The sequence below is a fragment of the Williamsia muralis genome, from assembly GCF_002735905.1.
GTDB classification, from domain to species: domain Bacteria; phylum Actinomycetota; class Actinomycetes; order Mycobacteriales; family Mycobacteriaceae; genus Williamsia; species Williamsia muralis_A.
The window spans coordinates 629673-645943 of record NZ_PEBD01000010.1 but is presented as its reverse complement, the minus strand read 5'-3'; the positions used below and the strand labels follow the sequence as shown (position 1 = coordinate 645943).

Annotated in this window: 14 protein-coding genes; 7 read left to right on the top strand and 7 right to left on the bottom strand. The window is 65.4% G+C overall.

The genetic code is table 11. The annotated features are described in order from the left end of the window. Positions 1–4: 4 nt before the first annotated feature. The gene (locus CSW57_RS16635) at positions 5–475 is read right to left on the bottom strand and encodes a DUF3592 domain-containing protein (protein ID WP_099383794.1); all 471 of its coding nucleotides are present in this window, start codon (positions 473–475) and stop codon (positions 5–7) included. 185 nt (positions 476–660) lie between these two features. On the opposite strand from CSW57_RS16635, the gene CSW57_RS16630 reads away from it, so the two are divergent. After that, positions 661–1527, top strand: a complete 867-nt coding sequence (locus CSW57_RS16630; protein ID WP_099383793.1) for a cyclopropane mycolic acid synthase family methyltransferase — start codon at positions 661–663, stop codon at positions 1525–1527. A gap of 34 nt (positions 1528–1561) precedes the next feature. Here CSW57_RS16630 and menD read toward each other — a convergent pair whose 3' ends face one another. After that, on the bottom strand, positions 1562–3199 hold the full coding sequence (menD, locus tag CSW57_RS16625) for a 2-succinyl-5-enolpyruvyl-6-hydroxy-3-cyclohexene-1-carboxylic-acid synthase (protein WP_099383792.1): 1638 nt from the start codon (positions 3197–3199) through the stop codon (positions 1562–1564). Between the two features lie 97 nt (positions 3200–3296). On the opposite strand from menD, the gene CSW57_RS16620 reads away from it, so the two are divergent. Both CSW57_RS16620 and CSW57_RS16615 read left to right on the top strand, forming a co-directional pair. After that, positions 3297–4046, top strand: a complete 750-nt coding sequence (locus CSW57_RS16620; protein WP_099383791.1) for an HAD family hydrolase — start codon at positions 3297–3299, stop codon at positions 4044–4046. Then, positions 4043–6391: a glycoside hydrolase family 65 protein gene (locus CSW57_RS16615; protein ID WP_099383790.1), complete on the top strand. Its 2349-nt coding sequence runs from the start codon at positions 4043–4045 to the stop codon at positions 6389–6391. Before CSW57_RS16620 ends, CSW57_RS16615 begins: the two co-directional genes overlap by 4 nt. Positions 6392–6412: 21 nt before the next feature. Here the strand turns inward: CSW57_RS16615 and CSW57_RS16610 are convergent, their stop codons facing one another. After that, positions 6413–6865 (bottom strand): MarR family winged helix-turn-helix transcriptional regulator, encoded by a 453-nt coding sequence (locus tag CSW57_RS16610; protein WP_099383789.1) that lies wholly within the window; start codon positions 6863–6865, stop codon positions 6413–6415. 75 nt (positions 6866–6940) lie between these two features. Here CSW57_RS16610 and CSW57_RS16605 point away from each other — a divergent pair, with 75 nt between their 5' ends. From CSW57_RS16605 to CSW57_RS16595, 3 genes are all read left to right on the top strand, one after another. Continuing rightward, a complete protein-coding gene (locus CSW57_RS16605; protein ID WP_099383788.1) occupies positions 6941–8035 on the top strand; it encodes an AbrB family transcriptional regulator in 1095 nt (364 codons plus the stop codon). Positions 8036–8219: 184 nt separating this feature from the next. Then, positions 8220–8375, top strand: a complete 156-nt coding sequence (locus CSW57_RS24510; protein ID WP_023962269.1) for a DUF6131 family protein — start codon at positions 8220–8222, stop codon at positions 8373–8375. Positions 8376–8472: 97 nt separating this feature from the next. After that, positions 8473–9723, top strand: coding sequence for a saccharopine dehydrogenase family protein (locus tag CSW57_RS16595; RefSeq protein ID WP_099383787.1), 1251 nt, complete (start codon positions 8473–8475; stop codon positions 9721–9723). A 33-nt stretch (positions 9724–9756) separates the two neighbouring features. On the opposite strand, the gene CSW57_RS16590 is transcribed toward CSW57_RS16595, so the two are convergent. Beyond that, positions 9757–10839: a GGDEF domain-containing protein gene (locus CSW57_RS16590; RefSeq protein WP_223249314.1), complete on the bottom strand. Its 1083-nt coding sequence runs from the start codon at positions 10837–10839 to the stop codon at positions 9757–9759. 324 nt (positions 10840–11163) lie between these two features. Between CSW57_RS16590 and CSW57_RS16585 the strand changes: the two genes are divergently transcribed. After that, positions 11164–12426 (top strand): EAL domain-containing protein, encoded by a 1263-nt coding sequence (locus CSW57_RS16585; protein WP_189339299.1) that lies wholly within the window; start codon positions 11164–11166, stop codon positions 12424–12426. Here the strand turns inward: CSW57_RS16585 and CSW57_RS16580 are convergent. Genes CSW57_RS16580 through CSW57_RS16570 form a run of 3 tightly spaced genes read right to left on the bottom strand, consistent with a single transcriptional unit; the run spans position 12417 to position 16263 of the window. Then, positions 12417–14156 (bottom strand): hypothetical protein, encoded by a 1740-nt coding sequence (locus CSW57_RS16580; protein WP_099383784.1) that lies wholly within the window; start codon positions 14154–14156, stop codon positions 12417–12419. The genes CSW57_RS16585 and CSW57_RS16580 overlap by 10 nt on opposite strands. After that, a complete protein-coding gene (locus tag CSW57_RS16575; protein WP_099383783.1) occupies positions 14156–15103 on the bottom strand; it encodes an amino acid--[acyl-carrier-protein] ligase in 948 nt (315 codons plus the stop codon). The genes CSW57_RS16580 and CSW57_RS16575 overlap by 1 nt, the downstream gene beginning before the upstream one ends. Next, positions 15100–16263: an acyl-CoA dehydrogenase family protein gene (locus CSW57_RS16570; RefSeq protein WP_099383782.1), complete on the bottom strand. Its 1164-nt coding sequence runs from the start codon at positions 16261–16263 to the stop codon at positions 15100–15102. Before CSW57_RS16570 ends, CSW57_RS16575 begins: the two co-directional genes overlap by 4 nt. Between the last annotated feature and the right edge of the window lie 8 nt (positions 16264–16271).

Here is a 16271-nt window from a genome sequence, read left to right as displayed (position 1 = left end):
CCTGTCAGGAGGTCTGCGACGCCGTGACCGCAGGCCGAACCGTAGGTGAACGTCCATTGGCGCGACGGCGGTGTGTTTCGGCCAGCAGCACCATGATCGCCGCGATGGCGAGCCACGAATACACCAGTACCGACAGGGCGGGCAGGATCGACAGACTCGCGTCGCGTCCGGCCACCCGAACGAGCTCGGGGTTGGTCGAGGAGTATTCGATGCTGATCCGCTGCCCCTCGGTCAGGCGTCCGGGGTAGAACACGCCGAGCCTGGGACTGCGGAAGATGCCGTCCGGTGTGGAGAAGCTGACGGTGGCCTTGGTGGGGCTGGCGCTGACCACCTCGGCCACGGCGGTGGCCTTGTCGTCGTCGATCAGTGCATCGTCTCGGTACGACCCGGCGACCATCACGGCCATCATGATGGTGACCAGCACCCCGACCGTGAGTAGTCCGATCTGGATTCGGCGCAGCACGGTAGCGGACATGCGGCCACAATAGCGACTCCAGCCGCCTCCTCATCGAGCCGTGTGACGGCCGACGCAACAGGCCAACAATGTTGTTCATCCAACATTGAATACGAGTTACCCGTAATATCCCGAGACCAGTGGCCGCTGCGCTGAAACCCTCGGGCGTTGCTTGCGGTCGCTCAGTCTCGTTGATTGGACCTTTCATGGCCGACCTCAAACCCTACTTCGACGACGTCCAAGCTCATTACGATCTGTCAGACGACTTCTTCGCACTGTTCCTCGATCCGACGCGGACGTACAGCTGCGCCTACTTCGAGCAGGACGACTACACGTTGGAACAGGCTCAGCGCGCGAAAGTCGATCTGGCACTGGGCAAATGCGACCTCCAGCCGGGCATGCGCCTGCTCGACATCGGTTGCGGATGGGGCGCCACGGTGATGCGGGCAGTGGAGGGGTACGGCGTCGACACGGTGGGACTGACGTTGTCGCAGAATCAGTTCGAATATGTCGAAGGGCTCATCGACGACCGTGGCTGGCCCCCGGAGCGGGCTTCGGTGCGCTTGCAGGGATGGGAAGAGTTCGACGAACCGGTCGACCGCATCGTCAGCATCGGAGCGTTCGAGCACTTCCGCAAGGAACGGTACGACGCGTTCTTCGAGAAGTCGTTCTCACTCCTGCCATCGGGCGGTCGGATGTTGTTACACACGATCGTCGGTCACAATCGACACGACATCCGCGACAAGGGCTTGCCGATCGACCGCAAGCTCCTCGAGTTCACGCGGTTCATCACCCGGGAGATCTTCCCGGGAGGGCAGTTGCCGGAACCGAAGTGGGTTGTCGAGGGCGCCGAGCGTGTCGGGTACACGGTCGACCGGGTGCACCCGCTCCAACTGCACTACGCACGAACGCTCGACCTCTGGTCGGCCGCGTTGGAGCGCCGCCATGACGAAGCGGTCGAGATCGCCTCGCAGGAAACGTTCGACACGTACATGAAGTACCTCACCGGGTGCGCGGAGCTGTTCCGGCAGGGCTACGTCGACGTCATGCAGTTCACCCTGCTCAAGCCCTGACCCATCACCGACGAATCGAGAGGACCCGATCGGTCTAGAGGCGCGCCTTGATGGCGGCATGCACCGACCGCAGCGACGCGCGGTCGGTGCGTACCTCCACCACGTCGATGCCCTCGCCCTTGGCGCTCAGTGCCGCGGGTAGCTCGGCCGGCGTCACCAGCGAATGCCTCGTACCGAAGCCCGCACACACCGACGCCAGGTCGGTGCGGTGTGGAGTACCGAACACCCTCTCGTGGGCGCCGAGGTAGTCGGGCCCGTCGAAGCGGGGGTCGCCCTGCTCGAGCAACCCGAAGATCCCGCCGCCGTCGTCATTGGCCACCACGATGGTCAGCCGACCCGGTCGCGGCTCGGCCGGACCGATCAACAGACCCGTCGCGTCATGCACGAACGTCAGGTCGCCCATCAACGCCACGGTGCGCACATCACGGGCCAACGCGGCCCCGATTGCCGTGGAGACGTTGCCGTCGATACCTGCCACACCCCGGTTGGACAGCACCCGGACGTCTGGTCCCACCCGACCGGCCAGGGCGACGTCACGGATCGGGTTCGATGCCCCGACCACGAGCTGCTCACCCGGCGACATCGCGGCGCTGACAACCCGGGCCACGTGTAACCCGGTGGGCAGGTCGGCGGCATCGAGGACGGCGTCCACCGCCCCGACCGCTCGTTGATGTGCGGCGGCGCAGTCCTTGAGCCAGTCCTCGTCGGGCTCACCGGTGGTTATGGCTCGCGAACCCGTCGCCAACACATTGCCGGAGACGTCCGGCCACCGCGGCCCGGTTGTCAGCGCATACACCCTGATCGACGGGTCGGCGAGCAGCGTCGACACCTGGCGGTGCAGGGTGGGCCGGCCGCAGATGATGGCCTGGGTGGGTCGTACCGCGGTGAGAGCCAGCGGATGCAGCGGGTTCTCGGGGGCAGGTGCGGTCGGTTCGGCGACCGTGGGCAACGCTGCGAGTTCGGGACGGTGTCCGGCACCGTGCCCAGAGACCACCACGGTCGGCTCGGTGAGGTCGATCTCCACCGGTACGTCCAGCTTCCCGACTGCTGTCGCGGTCCACGGCGCGTTGCCGGGTCGTCCGCTGTAGGCGCCGAGGTCGTCGTGCGGTCCGACGCCGGGTTCGGGCACGAGCGGTTCGCGCAACGGGATGTCGAATTGGACGGGGCCCGCATTGCCGGTGCGGGCTCCGCGCGCCGCGGCCAGCACGCGTCCGACTGCCGAACGCCACTGACTGTTGGTGTCGAGGTTCTGTTCGGCGAGGCCCAGGCTGATGGCGGCACGCACCTGCGTGCCGAAGATCCCGAACTGTTCGATGGTCTGATTGGCACCCGAGCCGAGAAGTTCATACGGCCTGTTGGCGCTGACCACCACCAGTGGCACACGCGCATAGTTGGCCTCGAACACCGCCGGGCTCATGTTGGCGACTGCGGTGCCGCTGGTCATCACGATGGGCACCGGCTGCCCGGAGGCGACCGCCAGGCCCAGTGCGAGATATCCGGCCGTGCGTTCATCCACCCGGACGTGGAGTCGCAGTCTGCCCGCTGCGTCGGCGGCGTGCAGGGCGAAGGCGAACGGTGCATTACGTGAACCAGGGCACAGCACCGCCTCGCGTACGCCGCCGCGGATCATCTCGTCGACGATCACTCGGGCCTGCAGAGTCGAGGGATTCATTACTTCAGGCTAACCGCGGTCGCGGCGGGCGGTCCCGGCCCGATCGGATGCGCCACACGGCCGGTGCTGTCGCGAGCGCACGGGTAGCGTCGGGGCGGTGATTGGATTACCGAGCTCGGTCACCGCGCTGCTGTTCGATCTCGACGGGGTGCTCACCAGTACCGCAGTCATCCACAGTCAGGCGTGGAAGCAGGCGTTCGACACCTTCCTCCAGACCTATCCCGCCGATGACGCCACCCAGAAGCGGCCGTTCGACCAGAACGACTACCTGCGATACGTGGACGGCCGCTCCCGGGACGACGGCATCACCACGTTCCTGCGGTCACGGAACATCACGTTGCCACCGGGAAGCCCGGACGACGGCCCGCACGACGCCACCGTCGCAGGCATCGGCAACACCAAGAACGCCCTCTTCCTCGACATCCTCAAAACCACAGGCGCACAGGCATACCCCGATGCCATCACCTATCTGAACGCAGCCCGGGAGGCACAGTTGGCCATCGCCGTCGTGACGTCGTCGAAGAACGGCGCGGAGATCCTGCGTGCGACGGGGCTCGAGTCCTACGTCCAGGCCCGCGTGGACGGATTGGTGATCGCCGAACAGGGGCTGGCGGGCAAGCCGGCGCCGGACTCGTTTCTCGCCGGGGCGAAGGCGCTCGGCGTGGCCCCCGCTCAGGCGGCCGTCTTCGAGGACGCCGTCTCCGGCGTGCAGGCCGGCCATGCCGGAGATTTCGGTCATGTGGTGGGCGTCGACCGCACCGAGGGCGACACGCACCGGCACGAACTGGAGCAGGCGGGTGCCGACGTGGTCGTCGATGCCCTGACCGAACTCCTGGATCCCCGATGACCCAGGGCGGCGGCCTGGAGGTCGCACCGTGGCAGCTGATCTGGCGCGGAACGAAGGCCGACGAACTTGCACACATCGAGTCGATCTTCGCGCTCTCCAACGGCCACATCGGTCTACGCGCCTGCCTCGAGGAGGCCGAACCGGTGTTCAATCCCGGCACCTACCTCAACGGCTATTACGAACGGCGCGAATTACCATATGCCGAAGCCGGTTACGGCTATCCCGAGGACGGGCAGACCGTGGTGAACGTGACCAACGGGAAGATCATCCGCCTGCTCGTCGAGGACGAGCCGATGGATCTGCGGTACGGCAGCACACAGGAACTCGAGTGGACCCTCGACTTCCGTGCCGGAACCCTGCAACGGGTCACCGAATGGACCTCGCCCACCGGCCGACGGGTGCGGGTGCGTACCGAACGACTCGTATCGTTCACCGAGCGTGCGGTCGCGGCCATTCGCTACGAGGTCGAACCCCTCGATCACGACATGGAGCTGGTGCTGCAGTCGGATCTGCTCGCCAATGAGTCGACGCCACAACAGGGCAAGGACCCCCGGGTCTCTGCGGCGCTCGATCGTCCTCTGGTGGCCGACTTCGCCGAAGCACACGGGCATCGCGCCGTACTCGGGCATCACACCAGGGAGTCGGGGCTGCGTATGGCGGCCGCCATGGACCACGAACTCGACGCACCGAACTCGGTGAGCTGCGAGGTCCTCAGCGGCGACCTGGCCCGTCTCACGGTCACCGCCAAAGTGGAGGTGGGTCACAAGATCACGCTCACCAAGTACCTGGCCTATGGCTGGTCCAGTCAGAGGTCCCCGTCTGCTCTGCGGGCTCAGGTGGACGCTGCCCTGGCCACTGCGCTCGACAACGGCTGGGACGAGCTGCTCGCCCGCCAGCGCCGGTACCTCGACGACTTCTGGTCCGCCGCCGACGTCACGATCGACGGCGATGCCGAACTCCAGCAGGCGATCCGGTTTGCTCTCTTCCACGTCCTACAGGCCGGGGCACGCGGCGAAACCCGTGCGATCCCTGGCAAGGGACTCACCGGTCCCGGCTACGACGGTCACGCGTTCTGGGACACCGAGACGTATGTGCTGCCGGTACTCACCTACACGGTTCCCGCCGCAGCGGCCGACGCCCTGCGATGGCGGCACTCCACGCTGGACAAGGCCAAGAGCCGCGCCCGCGAACTCGGTCAGGTCGGCGCGATGTTCCCGTGGCGTTCGATCAACGGCGAGGAGTGCTCGAGCTATTGGCCGGCAGGCAGTGCTGCCGTGCACGTCAACGCCGACATCGCCTACGCAGTGGCGCAGTACGTCGCGGCGACCGGTGATGCGCAGTTCGAAGTCGACCACGGCCTCGAGCTGCTTGTGGAGACCGCCCGTTCGTGGGTGTCACTCGGACATCACGACCTGCACGGCCATTTCCGGATCGACGGAGTGACCGGCCCCGACGAGTACTCGGCGGTCGCCAACAACAACCTGTATACGAATCTGATGGCGCAGAGGAACTTTCGCGATGCCGCGGAGGCGTGCACCCGGCATCCCTCGGATGCGCGGCGGCTCGGGGTGAACGACGAGGAGACGGCGCACTGGAAGGACTGCGCCGCCCGGATGTCCATTCCGTTCGATTCGTCGCTCGACGTGCACCAGCAGAGCGAGTCCTTCACCCGGCAGGCACTGTGGGACTTCGACGGCACACCGGCGGAGAACTATCCGCTGTTGCTGAACTACCCCTACCAGGACCTGTACCGCAAACAGGTTGTGAAGCAAGCGGATCTGGTGCTCGCGATGTACTTGCGGGGCGACGCGTTCACCCCCGAACAGAAGAAGCGGAACTTCGACTACTACGAATCGCTCACTGTGCGCGATTCGTCGCTGTCCGCGTGCGCACAATCGGTCATCGCGGCCGAAGTCGGGTACCTAGACCTGGCCTTCGACTACCTGGTGGAGGCTGCGCTCACCGATCTTCATGACCTGCACCAGAACTCGTCGAGCGGTCTGCACATCGCCTCACTTGCGGGCACCTGGCTCTGCTGCGTCGCAGGTTTCGGCGGAATGCGCGACCACCACGGAACGTTGTCCTTCGCGCCCCGGTTGCCTTCACGCCTGAACCGGATGGTGTTCCGCTTGGCGGTGGGCACCGGATGCATCGAAGTTCAGATCGATGCCGGCGAGGCCACTTATCAACTGGTGCACGGCGACAAGATGGAACTGGTGCATCACGGTGAGGCATTCGTCTTGAATCATGAGCCAATCACACTGGCCATCCCACCGGCCCGCGCCGGAGAGCCTCCGACGCAACCCGCAGGACGCGAGCCGTATCGGAGATCGTCGACGGTCTGACCCGGGCAGCACCTCCGGTTGTCACTCCGCGGACGCCGCAACCTTTTCGAGAACCGGCACGCAGAGCATCAGCAGCCCGCGTTCGGTGTCGGACAACCGGTTGACGGCTTCGGCAAGCCACTCGTCGCGTTGCCTGCGGTCGGCTTCGAGCAGTGGAACGGCGGGCTCGGTCAGTTCGACCAACTGCCTGCGGCGGTCCACGGTGTCGGTGCGCCGGGTGATGAGTCCGAGGTCTTCGAGACGGTTCATGCTCAGCGTCAGTGACTGCACCTTCACCTGCGCTCGTTCCGCCAATTCGGCGACCGTGCTCACCCCGTTCCGGTCGAGGTCACCGAGTAGGGCCACCTGCGTCATCGTGAGTCCGTGGGCGGGCCGATGTCTTCGCGCCTGTCGGGTGACCGCCATCATCGCCTCCCGAAGACGGGTCGCATCCGCGGTACCCAACCCCCCTGCCGCCTGGTCAGCTCTGGACATACCAAGATTGTACTTCGTTTTCTCACCGTTCTTCCCGAGTGGAGAAAGAATAATTGCAAGCGTAAACTTGCAATCGTGAAGCGGTGGATCGGATTGATGATGTTCACCGCCGTGGCGAGTGTCGGCCTGTCCGCGGCCGGGGTCCCCTCGGCGGCGTTGTTCGCCGGCCTCGTGGTGGCAGCAATCCTGGCCGTCGTCGGGTGGGCACCGCGAGCCCGTGGCGACAAACCTCCCATGCCCCGGCCGATCGGACTGGCGGCCCAGGGAGTGCTCGGCGTGTACATCGGCACGTTGATCTCCACCGACACCCTCTCGGGTATCGGCTCGGATTGGCCTGCTGTGCTGTCCATGGCCCTTGCGACACTTGCGCTCTCGGTGGTCGGCGGGGCACTGCTCGGACTGCATCGCAACGTCGATTCGCTGACCGGGTCACTTGCCCTCGTGGCAGGCGGGGCTTCCGGCCTGGTGGCCCTGGCCCGAGAACTGGGTGGGGACGAGCGCATCGTTGCCGTTGTCCAATATCTCCGCGTCGCCATCATCACGATGTCGATGCCGCTCGTGGCGATCTTCGTCTACGGGAAGTCCGTATCGGGTGGCGGAGGCGAGTTCTCCGAGAATCACGGCAACCCATGGTGGGGGCTGCTCGTCCTCGCGGTCTGCATGGTCGTCGGCTACGGGGTCGGCCGAGTCATCCGACTGCCGGCGGCGGGACTGCTCGGCCCGCTCATCTTGTCGGTCGCCGGAGAGTTGCTGGGGATCACCACCGCCGCCGCAATTCCGGTTGTCCTGGTGCAGGTCGCCTACGCGGTGATCGGTTGGCAGGCCGGGCTCGGCTTCACCAGGTCGGCCCTCGTGGCCATCGCCAGAATCCTGCCGTTCGCCACCGTGCTCATCGTTGCGATCGCCGCGGCGTCGGCCGGGCTCGGCGCATTGCTCAGTCTGTGGACGGGCGAGTCGATGTTCGACAGCTACCTCGCCACCACTCCAGGCGGCATCTACGCAGTGCTCGCGACGGCATCGGCCACCGGCGGAAATCTGGCCTTCATCGTCGCGGCCCAGATGCTCCGGGTACTCATCATGTTGTTTGTCGCGCCGTTCGCTGCGCGCGCCTATCAGTGGTGGCTTCGGCGCCGCCATCCCGCAGCCGCATCAGAAATGGTGTCGGTGTAGCGAACACCTGCGCCTGTAGCCCAGGTCACAGCCTGTTTGTTTAGCGTTTTGCAACAAGGGTATTCGATCTCATGCGGTTCCCTGGCGCACGAACGGCCACAACAGCGGGAGACGTGGGTTCGGCCGATCGTCGAAGACATCGACGGGGCATGCCGAGCTGGTACGGGGGCGTAATGGAGCCAAAATGATCATTCTGGGATTGCTTCTGCTGATTCTCGGTCTTGTGTTCAGCATCAACATTCTGTACATCGTCGGAGCCATCTTGATCGTGGTCGGGGCGGTGCTCTGGATCCTGGGCGCGACCGGTCGCAAGGTCGGTGGACGAGCGCACTACTACTGACGTCTGCAGCGGCTCTGCCGCCAGACACCACAACCAACGAGACGCGGTTGGCGAGATTTTTTCGCCGGTCGCGTCTCGCGTCAGTAAGGTCGGGGTCATGAGTGATCGGGAGTTCGACGTCATCGTTTTCGGGGCCACAGGATTTGTCGGCAAGCTGACTGCCGCCTACCTGGCCGAGCTCGCACCAGAGGGAACCAAAATCGCGCTTGCCGGCCGTAGTGAACACAAGTTGGCCCAGGTGCGTTTCGACCTGCCGGCACCGGCGGATACCTGGCCCCTCGTGGTCGCCGACATCAACTCGCCCGCCTCCCTCGATGCGATGGCCGCACGCACTCGCGTCATCTGCACCACGGTCGGCCCCTACCTCAAGTTCGGCGAGAGCGTGCTGGCCGCTGCCGCCAACGCGGGTACCGATTACGTCGATCTCACCGGCGAGGTGCCCTTCGTACGCCTGTCGATCGACAAGTACGGCGAGCAGGCCGAGGCGACCGGCGCACGTATCGTGCACTCCTGCGGGTTCGACTCCGTGCCATCGGATCTCGGCGTTTATCTCCTCCACAAACGCATCACCGCAGACCAGGCCGGCTCGATGGGTGACACCACCATGGTCGTGCGCAGTTTCCGTGGCGGCGTCAGCGGCGGCACGGTCGACTCGATGCGGGTGATCGCCAAAGAAGCCGCGGACCCCGACACCCGGCGAACGCTGCTCGACCCTCACGCCCTCTCGACGGCCCCCGGTGAGAGAGCAGGCATCAAACGCAGCGCAGAGCCCAGCGACATGGCGATGATCAGCGGGTCCAAGGTCGATCCATCACTAAAGGGAACGCTCGCGCCGTTTTTCATGGCGAGCTACAACACCCGCATCGTCCGTCGATCCAACGCTCTGCTCGATGGCGCCTACGGCGACGACTTCCACTACGGCGAAGCAATGTACGTGGGCGGCGTCCCGGGCGTCTCGACCGCTGTTGCCGGTGCCGTCAGCGCCGGGACCGTGGCCTTCCTCGGCGCCATGTCCGTGGGACCGGTACGCAGCGTACTCGACCGGATCCTTCCCAAACCAGGCGAGGGACCGAGTGAAAAGGTCCGCGAGACAGGTCATTTCACCACCGAGACCTACACCACCACCAGCACCGGCAGGCGCTACCGGTCGCGGATGCGAGCCAAAGGCGACCCCGGGTACAAGGCCACCGCGGTCATGCTCGCCGAGAGTGCACTCTCCCTTGCATTGCACCGGGACGTGCTGCCGAATCGGACCGGTGTGCTGACCCCCGCCGCAGCGATCGGCGACGTTCTCATCGAGCGCCTCGAGTCGGCCGGTTTCGTCTTGGAGACCGAAGAACTCACCTGACAGCGCAGCTCGTCCCGCCGGCGAAACGTCAGTTCAACGGGGGTTCGCTCGGCGGACGAGGTCGAGGATGCTGGTGCTGCGCTCGGTGGTGAATTCACCCTCCGGTTCGCTGGGCCCTCCCGGCACCCACGCAATCTCCGGTACTTCGCTGGACACCACACGGTCGCGACCACTGTCCTTGGCCGTGTAGACGCACTTGTCTGCCGACCGGGTGAGACCGTCGATGACCTGCTCGATGTTCGGGCTCCCCTGTGCCGAACGCGCCACCGGTGCGTAGACAGCGCCGATGCTGATGGTGACCATGCAATCGTGAGCTACACCCTCTCGTATCCGTTCGGCCAAGTGCACCAGCTCGGCAGCTCCGTTCACCGCTGCCATCACGACGAACTCCTCCCCGCCGATCCTGCTGGCGAGCGCGTCTGGACCGGACGCCCGCCGAATCGCCGCGGCCGTCCCGCGAAGTTCCGTGTCCCCGTAGGCGTGTCCGTAGGTGTCGTTCACGATCTTGAAATCGTCGACGTCGATCATCATGAAGCCGATGCATCGGCCCAGCTTGGTCGCCGAGTCGAGCAGACCGCCGCTGCGCTTTAGCAGTCCGCGCCGGTTCAGAAGGCCGGTCAGCGGGTCGGTCTCACCAAGCCTGGCGAGTTTGTCCATGGCAATTCGTAGCGATGCGCGCAGCGCCGCCACCATGGACACCGGCACGATGACCGTGATGACGGCGGCAGTGCCGGCGACCAGCAGCGCGGTCGTCGATGTCACTTCGACCACCGACGACGTGACCGCCAGTGACACCGCGATCATCGTGAACGCGCCCGTCACCCATCGTGACGAACCCATGGCCGCAATGGCCGGGAGGACCGCCAGCAGGGACACGATTGCGCGTGCCGCGGCCGGGTCCGTGACCACCAGCGACGCCCCGAAGATGCACAGCATTGCTCCCAGGCCGATGACCATGAACTCTCGATCGCTCAAACGGCCTCGTCGGAGGGTGACTGCGAGGCTGGCGAGAGTGAACAGCCAGATGACGACCACGAAGATCATCTGGCCGTCGTTGATGAACGACGGGGCGAAAAAAGCGAACAGGGGCAGCGGGGACACGCCGGCAGTACTCACCAGAACAGCTGTGGACCGAGCGTCAAAACGCCCCCAGAAATGCCTCACGACAAGCGACTACCAGCCTAACGAAACAACGGCGCCCGGTGAGAGCCGCAACTTCAGGAGTGGACAGCGATGCATCCAGAGCGCGCTCCCCGCACGGCCCTCGATGCATAGCCAAATGAACCATTTGCAACCAGCTCCGATCACTGTAGTCAAAGTTCGCCACACTCTGCGACGATGATGAGAATCCCGTTCGGGTCGCTGTACAGTGAGGCCATCTGACGCATGGGTGAGACCCGTGTGTTCACGTCCAAACCGGGCTGGCAGGGAGGTTCTCGGGTGCCGCGTCCTCCAGTCGTGTCCGGCCGCTCGCTCGATACAGACCCCGACTTCAGGACCGCCGTCGACGGCATCGGGATGGAGCGCCTTGCTGTTGTTGTCATCGGTCTCGATCCCACCGGCCTGCTCGCCGCAGCGGAAGGCTGGGAACTGACCGAGCGTCTACGGCCGGCGATGGGTACTGCTATCCGAGAGTTGCTCAGCCCCAGGGCAGACGTGTTCCTGGGTCCGTACGACCACAAATTGCTTGTCGTCTTCGACGCGGTGGCCAACGCCCCGGACAAGGTCGTCACCGAACTCACCGAGCGGATGAGCAGACCCACCAAGGTCGACGACGACGAGTACTTCGTGCAGGCCCGTCTCGGCGTGGCGTCGGCGGCCGACGTCCCGACCGCGGCCAGTCCCAGCCAGCTCGTACAGGCGGCCCTCGCTGCTGTCCACAGCGCCCTGGTGACCGACGTCGCGGTGAGTTACGCGGATCCGGAGTCCATCGGGCGGCTGCATCGTGAGGTCGCACGCACCACCGAGCTGTCCAAGTCCGTGGGTAGCGATTTCGAACTCTTCTACCAGCCGATCGTCGACATCAACTCGCTCAAGGCGGTGGGCTACGAATCGCTACTCCGGTGGCGGGTCGGTGGCGAGATCAGGCCGCCTGCCGACTTCTTGGACGCGGCCGAGGAGACGTCACTGATCGTGCCCATCGGACGCCTCGGGGTGATTGCCGCGCTACATCAGCTGGCGAAATGGCATGCCGAGTCGGGCGACCTCGGTCTCTTCATGTCGGTGAACTTCTCGGTCCGGCAGTTGAGTGATCCCGGCCTCGTGAAGCTCATCCAGGCGGGTCTCGACGCCACCGGCGTTCCACCGTCCACCCTGTGGATCGAGGTCACCGAACGCGACCTGATCCGGATCGGATCCCCGGCAACCCAGACGCTCGTCGAGCTGGACGAATTGGGTTGCATCGTGTGTGTCGATGACCTCGGAACCGGTTATGCCGCACTGCGTTACATGGTGGAGCAACCGGTCAAGGTGGTCAAGGTCGACAGATCGCTGATCAACAAGGTCGGTACGGACAACACCATCAGAACCATCGTCCGGGCAGTGTGCTCGTTGTCCGACTCACTCGGGATCACCACTGTCGCCGAAGGGGTGGAGCACGACTCCGAGCTGCAGGGGCTACGCGAGCTGGGGTTCACCACGGTTCAGGGGTATCTCTTCGGCAAACCCGCACCTGCCGAGAGCTTTGACAACACTCACCACTGAACCGCGGCCCGATCGCCCCCGGGTTCGGCCAGGGCCGACAGACAACGATCGAGCACCGCGGCACGAACCGCCCAGTGCAACCCGGGATGATCACCGGTCGGTGTGACGGTGACCTGTGGCCGACGGTCGGGCTTCAACTTGCTGACCGCCTTCGGCCCCCGATTCACGGTGAATCTCTCGTGGTCCCACGGCGAGAACAACACATCGGGACGCAGACCTCTACCTGCCAGCTCTCTGAGCAACAGTCGGGGCGCTTGCACAACACCGGCGGCTCCGAGTACACCGACCAGCGGGTACGGCATGTGCTTGCGAAGGGACGGGCCCAGCGTGCCCCGAAGCCGCGCCTGCGCCCTGGTCGACCAGGGCGCACCGGCGCCGGTGCTGTCCACAGGTTGCGAGGCGGCGCCACTGGCGATCGCCATGGCGGTGTCGAACGTCCGAGCGCGCAGACGCCACATCAGCGGGTTCACCATCACCACGTGGGACTCCTCCGGCCAGCATCCGCCGTGAGCGGCAAGCCAGGAACCAGAACACAAGCCTGCGTGGACGATTCGGGACGGACGTCCGGCCGCGAAGTCGAACACCGCACGTGCCTGCTCGACGGACTCCGGGGTGTAGAGCGGTGCAAAATCGTCATCGGCGTCGACGTTTCCGGATTCACCGACCCCCGGACGATCGAAGCGAATGGTTCGACCGTTGCGGCCCGCCACCAGGTCGCCGGCCTCCACCCACAGGCGCGCCGGACCGGTGCGGATGTCGTTTGCGGTGGAGTACGCCATCAGCAGGTTGTCGACTCCACGGGGACTGTCGGTGGGTGCGGTCTCCCACACCACCGTGCCACCGGGCAGGACGGTGATGCTCTTGTCGATGTCCGGACCACCGGCACCGGTCCCGACGGTGATCCGCATCTGTTGCCGAACATTCACCGGTGCAACGGTTTTCGGAAGAACCGCATCGACCCACCGGGCGATCACCTCGACCGCGCGGATGGGCAGCTCGAAGTACACGGTCTCCGACGCGATGAAACGGGTCGGGTCGCCGATCGGGGCAACCCGGGCCCCGCGCTGACCGAGTGCCTTGACCACAGGCAGTTCGAGATCGGTGTCCCTGATCGCACACAGCACAGGCAGCCTTTGATCCTCGGCGAGGACGTCGGCGGTCACCCGCATCCGGGACAGCTGCGCGGCGGTGGTCGAATGCAGCGAGGCGCCCACCAGGTGCACTCGTTCGTCAGCCGGATCCACGGGCCCCACCGACATGTTGTGCAGTGCCGATTGACCACGGACGTGGTGCCGTCCGTTCACAACCGGGTCCCACAGCACCAGTGCGGCGAGTGGTCCCAGGCGGTCGACCTGCTGGCACGCCAGAAGCGCGCCGACTCGAAGTCCTACCAGCGCAACTGTTTCCGCGCCGGCGTCGCGTACGAACTGCACTGCCGACGCGATGCTGCCCAGCCATGCGTCGGCGGCGTCCGGCGAGTCCTGCGCGCCCGCGGACTCACCGGTGCAGAGGTAATCGAACCGCAGCACAAGGAATCCTTGTGCGGCCAGCCTTTCGGCGAGCAATTTCATTCCCCGCGTGCTGTCGGCCTGCTCTTTCCCCAGCGGCGGGCACAGCACCACACCCCCGCGAACCCGACCATCGCGAGGAGTGCACACCACACCGAACAAAGGGGTGTCCGCGGGTCCGAAGTACGTCAATTGGGTTGTGACGTCTGGACTCGCGTGCATCACGCCTCGAATCGGGTGCGCAAGTCCGTCGGCCAGCGGGTGACGTCCAAGCCATGGGTGCGCAGCATCGCCAGGGCGATCCGTTCCATGCCGAAACCGACGCACGCGCTGTGGGCGGGCGCGCCGTCGGACGTCTTGATGTCGAAGCTGTGGCCGAAGTGTTCGCGATGGCAATTGCACGACACCAGAGCGGTTCCGTCGTCCAGGTCGCCGTAAAGGCGTACCACCAGTTCGGTTTTGAGGCTCTCCTGCAGCTGGTTGGCCGCCAGCATCTTGCCGACGCGGCCGAAGAACGGGTCGTTGGCAGCCACCGCCGCAGCTTCGAGGCCCAGATCTGCCAGCACCTGTAAACCCCTGGGTACCCATGAATCTCGGTGCTGCTGCGCTGCTTCCGGCGTCCCGACGACAACGAACTCGTGCATCCGGAACGCCTGCATCCGCGCGGGGTCGATGGCGGGTTCATGCCGGAAGCAGTACCCGTACACGTCCAACGTGACGCCGCCGTCGGGTAGCACGCCGCTCAGGCTCGAGTAGCACGGATGGCAGGCAGCCGAGACCAGCATGGTGCCCGCCGGGGAGAGGTGGTGGTCCCAGCTCGCGCCGGCGTCCCGATCGCCGAGAAGCTTTCGATGGTCTTTGTTGTCGCCCACAAAAGTGGAGATCGATCCCGTCAGATTAGGGAAAGAAGCGATGTAGTCGGTTTTTTCGAAAGACTCTCGCGGAAACACCGGAGGAAAGCGCAGACGGCGAATACCTGTGCCGTGTGCTTCGAGGCCGGCCGACCGGACATACCGGTCGATTCCATCAACGATGTCTTCGAATACAGCGCCCCTACCGAACAAACCGTCTATGCCGGATGGGACGAGCAGATCAGCGGCGATCAATTCATCACGGAACGCGCGACGTGAAACTTCGAGTTCGGTCTCCGCGTGGTCGGCGATTGTCATGGTTTCCCCCGGTATGCAAGAACAAGTCGCGCATTGTTTGCGCGAATACGGTCATTGGAGACCATCAGTTGTGGCCCGTAGGCATCGCGCAGCAGACGCCCCATCGAGGCCGCGTGATCTTCACGGTAAGCGTTGATTCCCACCAGGCCGAGTGCGCCGGCGACCACCTCGACCACTGCTTTGGATGCGTTCAATTTGAGATTGTTCATTGCGATCGCGAATCCCACTGTGGTCTCGAGCTCGCCCAACTCCAGGAAGGTCTCGTACCGTCGGACTTCCTCGGCCACCGAGGACGCGAAGCGTTGGTGGATCACCAGCAGATCGGCGAACGCGGCGGTGCGATCGGTGGGCGCCCCCGAGTTGCGTTTGGCGTCGGCGCGGATTTGCACCCGCGCCTTGTTCACCGCGGCGTCGGCGATCCCCAGCCACACCGAGGCCCAGAGCGTGTGCGAGGCAGGCAACATCGTGTGCGCGGAGATGGTGGCGTAGTCGACCGGCAGGACGTTGCGGGCGTCGGTGTCGGCGTTGAGCTGGAATCCGGGACTGCACGTACCGCGGAACCCCAGGACGTCCCACGTCCCGGTCTTCTCCAGCACGGTGTCGGCGGCGGGGCAGATCACCAGCACCTGGTCGCTGGGCGGACTGTCGGGGCCGCGCCGGGCAGTGGCGCAGATGTGATCGGCGTACTCGCCGTAGGAGATCACCGGGGCGTTCTTGGACAGCGTCACGCGCTCGCCCTCGACAACCACTGCGCAGGTGGATGACCGGACGTCGCCGCCGGTGGTGATCTCCGTGGTCGCCGAGGCGAGCAGCGACTCGTTCTGCGCGATCGATCGGGTGAGGTCGGCGATGTCGCCCTGCGCGCCGTGCCAGCGGAGCGTGAGGGCCTGCGTGTGGTGCATCGCGAAGACCATGGCCGCCGAACTGCACGCAGCTCCGAGGGAACGGGCGTACGACGCGAGGTCGGTCATAGTGGCCGACCTACCGCCCAACTCCGTGGGCAGCGAACACGACAGGAGTCCGGCGTCCTTCATGGCGGTGACGGCCTCGACCGGGAACCGTGCGTCGCGGTCGACTATGTGTGCATTGGCTGCTGCGGCTTTCACCGCGCCCGTGACGTCGATCGGTGCGGCGCCGTCGCGCGTGGAGTCGACAGTCATGGAGGACC

Excerpts from the sequence above, each read along its gene's own strand:
- CSW57_RS16635 (WP_099383794.1), bottom strand. The coding sequence starts at position 475 with ATGTCCGCTACCGTGCTGCGCCGAATCCAGATCGGACTACTCACGGTC.
- CSW57_RS16630 (WP_099383793.1), top strand. The coding sequence starts at position 661 with ATGGCCGACCTCAAACCCTACTTCGACGACGTCCAAGCTCATTACGAT.
- menD (WP_099383792.1), bottom strand. The coding sequence starts at position 3,199 with ATGAATCCCTCGACTCTGCAGGCCCGAGTGATCGTCGACGAGATGATC.
- CSW57_RS16615 (WP_099383790.1), top strand. The coding sequence starts at position 4,043 with ATGACCCAGGGCGGCGGCCTGGAGGTCGCACCGTGGCAGCTGATCTGG.
- CSW57_RS16610 (WP_099383789.1), bottom strand. The coding sequence starts at position 6,865 with ATGTCCAGAGCTGACCAGGCGGCAGGGGGGTTGGGTACCGCGGATGCG.
- CSW57_RS24510 (WP_023962269.1), top strand. The coding sequence starts at position 8,220 with ATGATCATTCTGGGATTGCTTCTGCTGATTCTCGGTCTTGTGTTCAGC.
- CSW57_RS16595 (WP_099383787.1), top strand. The coding sequence starts at position 8,473 with ATGAGTGATCGGGAGTTCGACGTCATCGTTTTCGGGGCCACAGGATTT.
- CSW57_RS16580 (WP_099383784.1), bottom strand. The coding sequence starts at position 14,156 with ATGCACGCGAGTCCAGACGTCACAACCCAATTGACGTACTTCGGACCC.
- CSW57_RS16575 (WP_099383783.1), bottom strand. The coding sequence starts at position 15,103 with ATGACAATCGCCGACCACGCGGAGACCGAACTCGAAGTTTCACGTCGC.
- CSW57_RS16570 (WP_099383782.1), bottom strand. The coding sequence starts at position 16,263 with ATGACTGTCGACTCCACGCGCGACGGCGCCGCACCGATCGACGTCACG.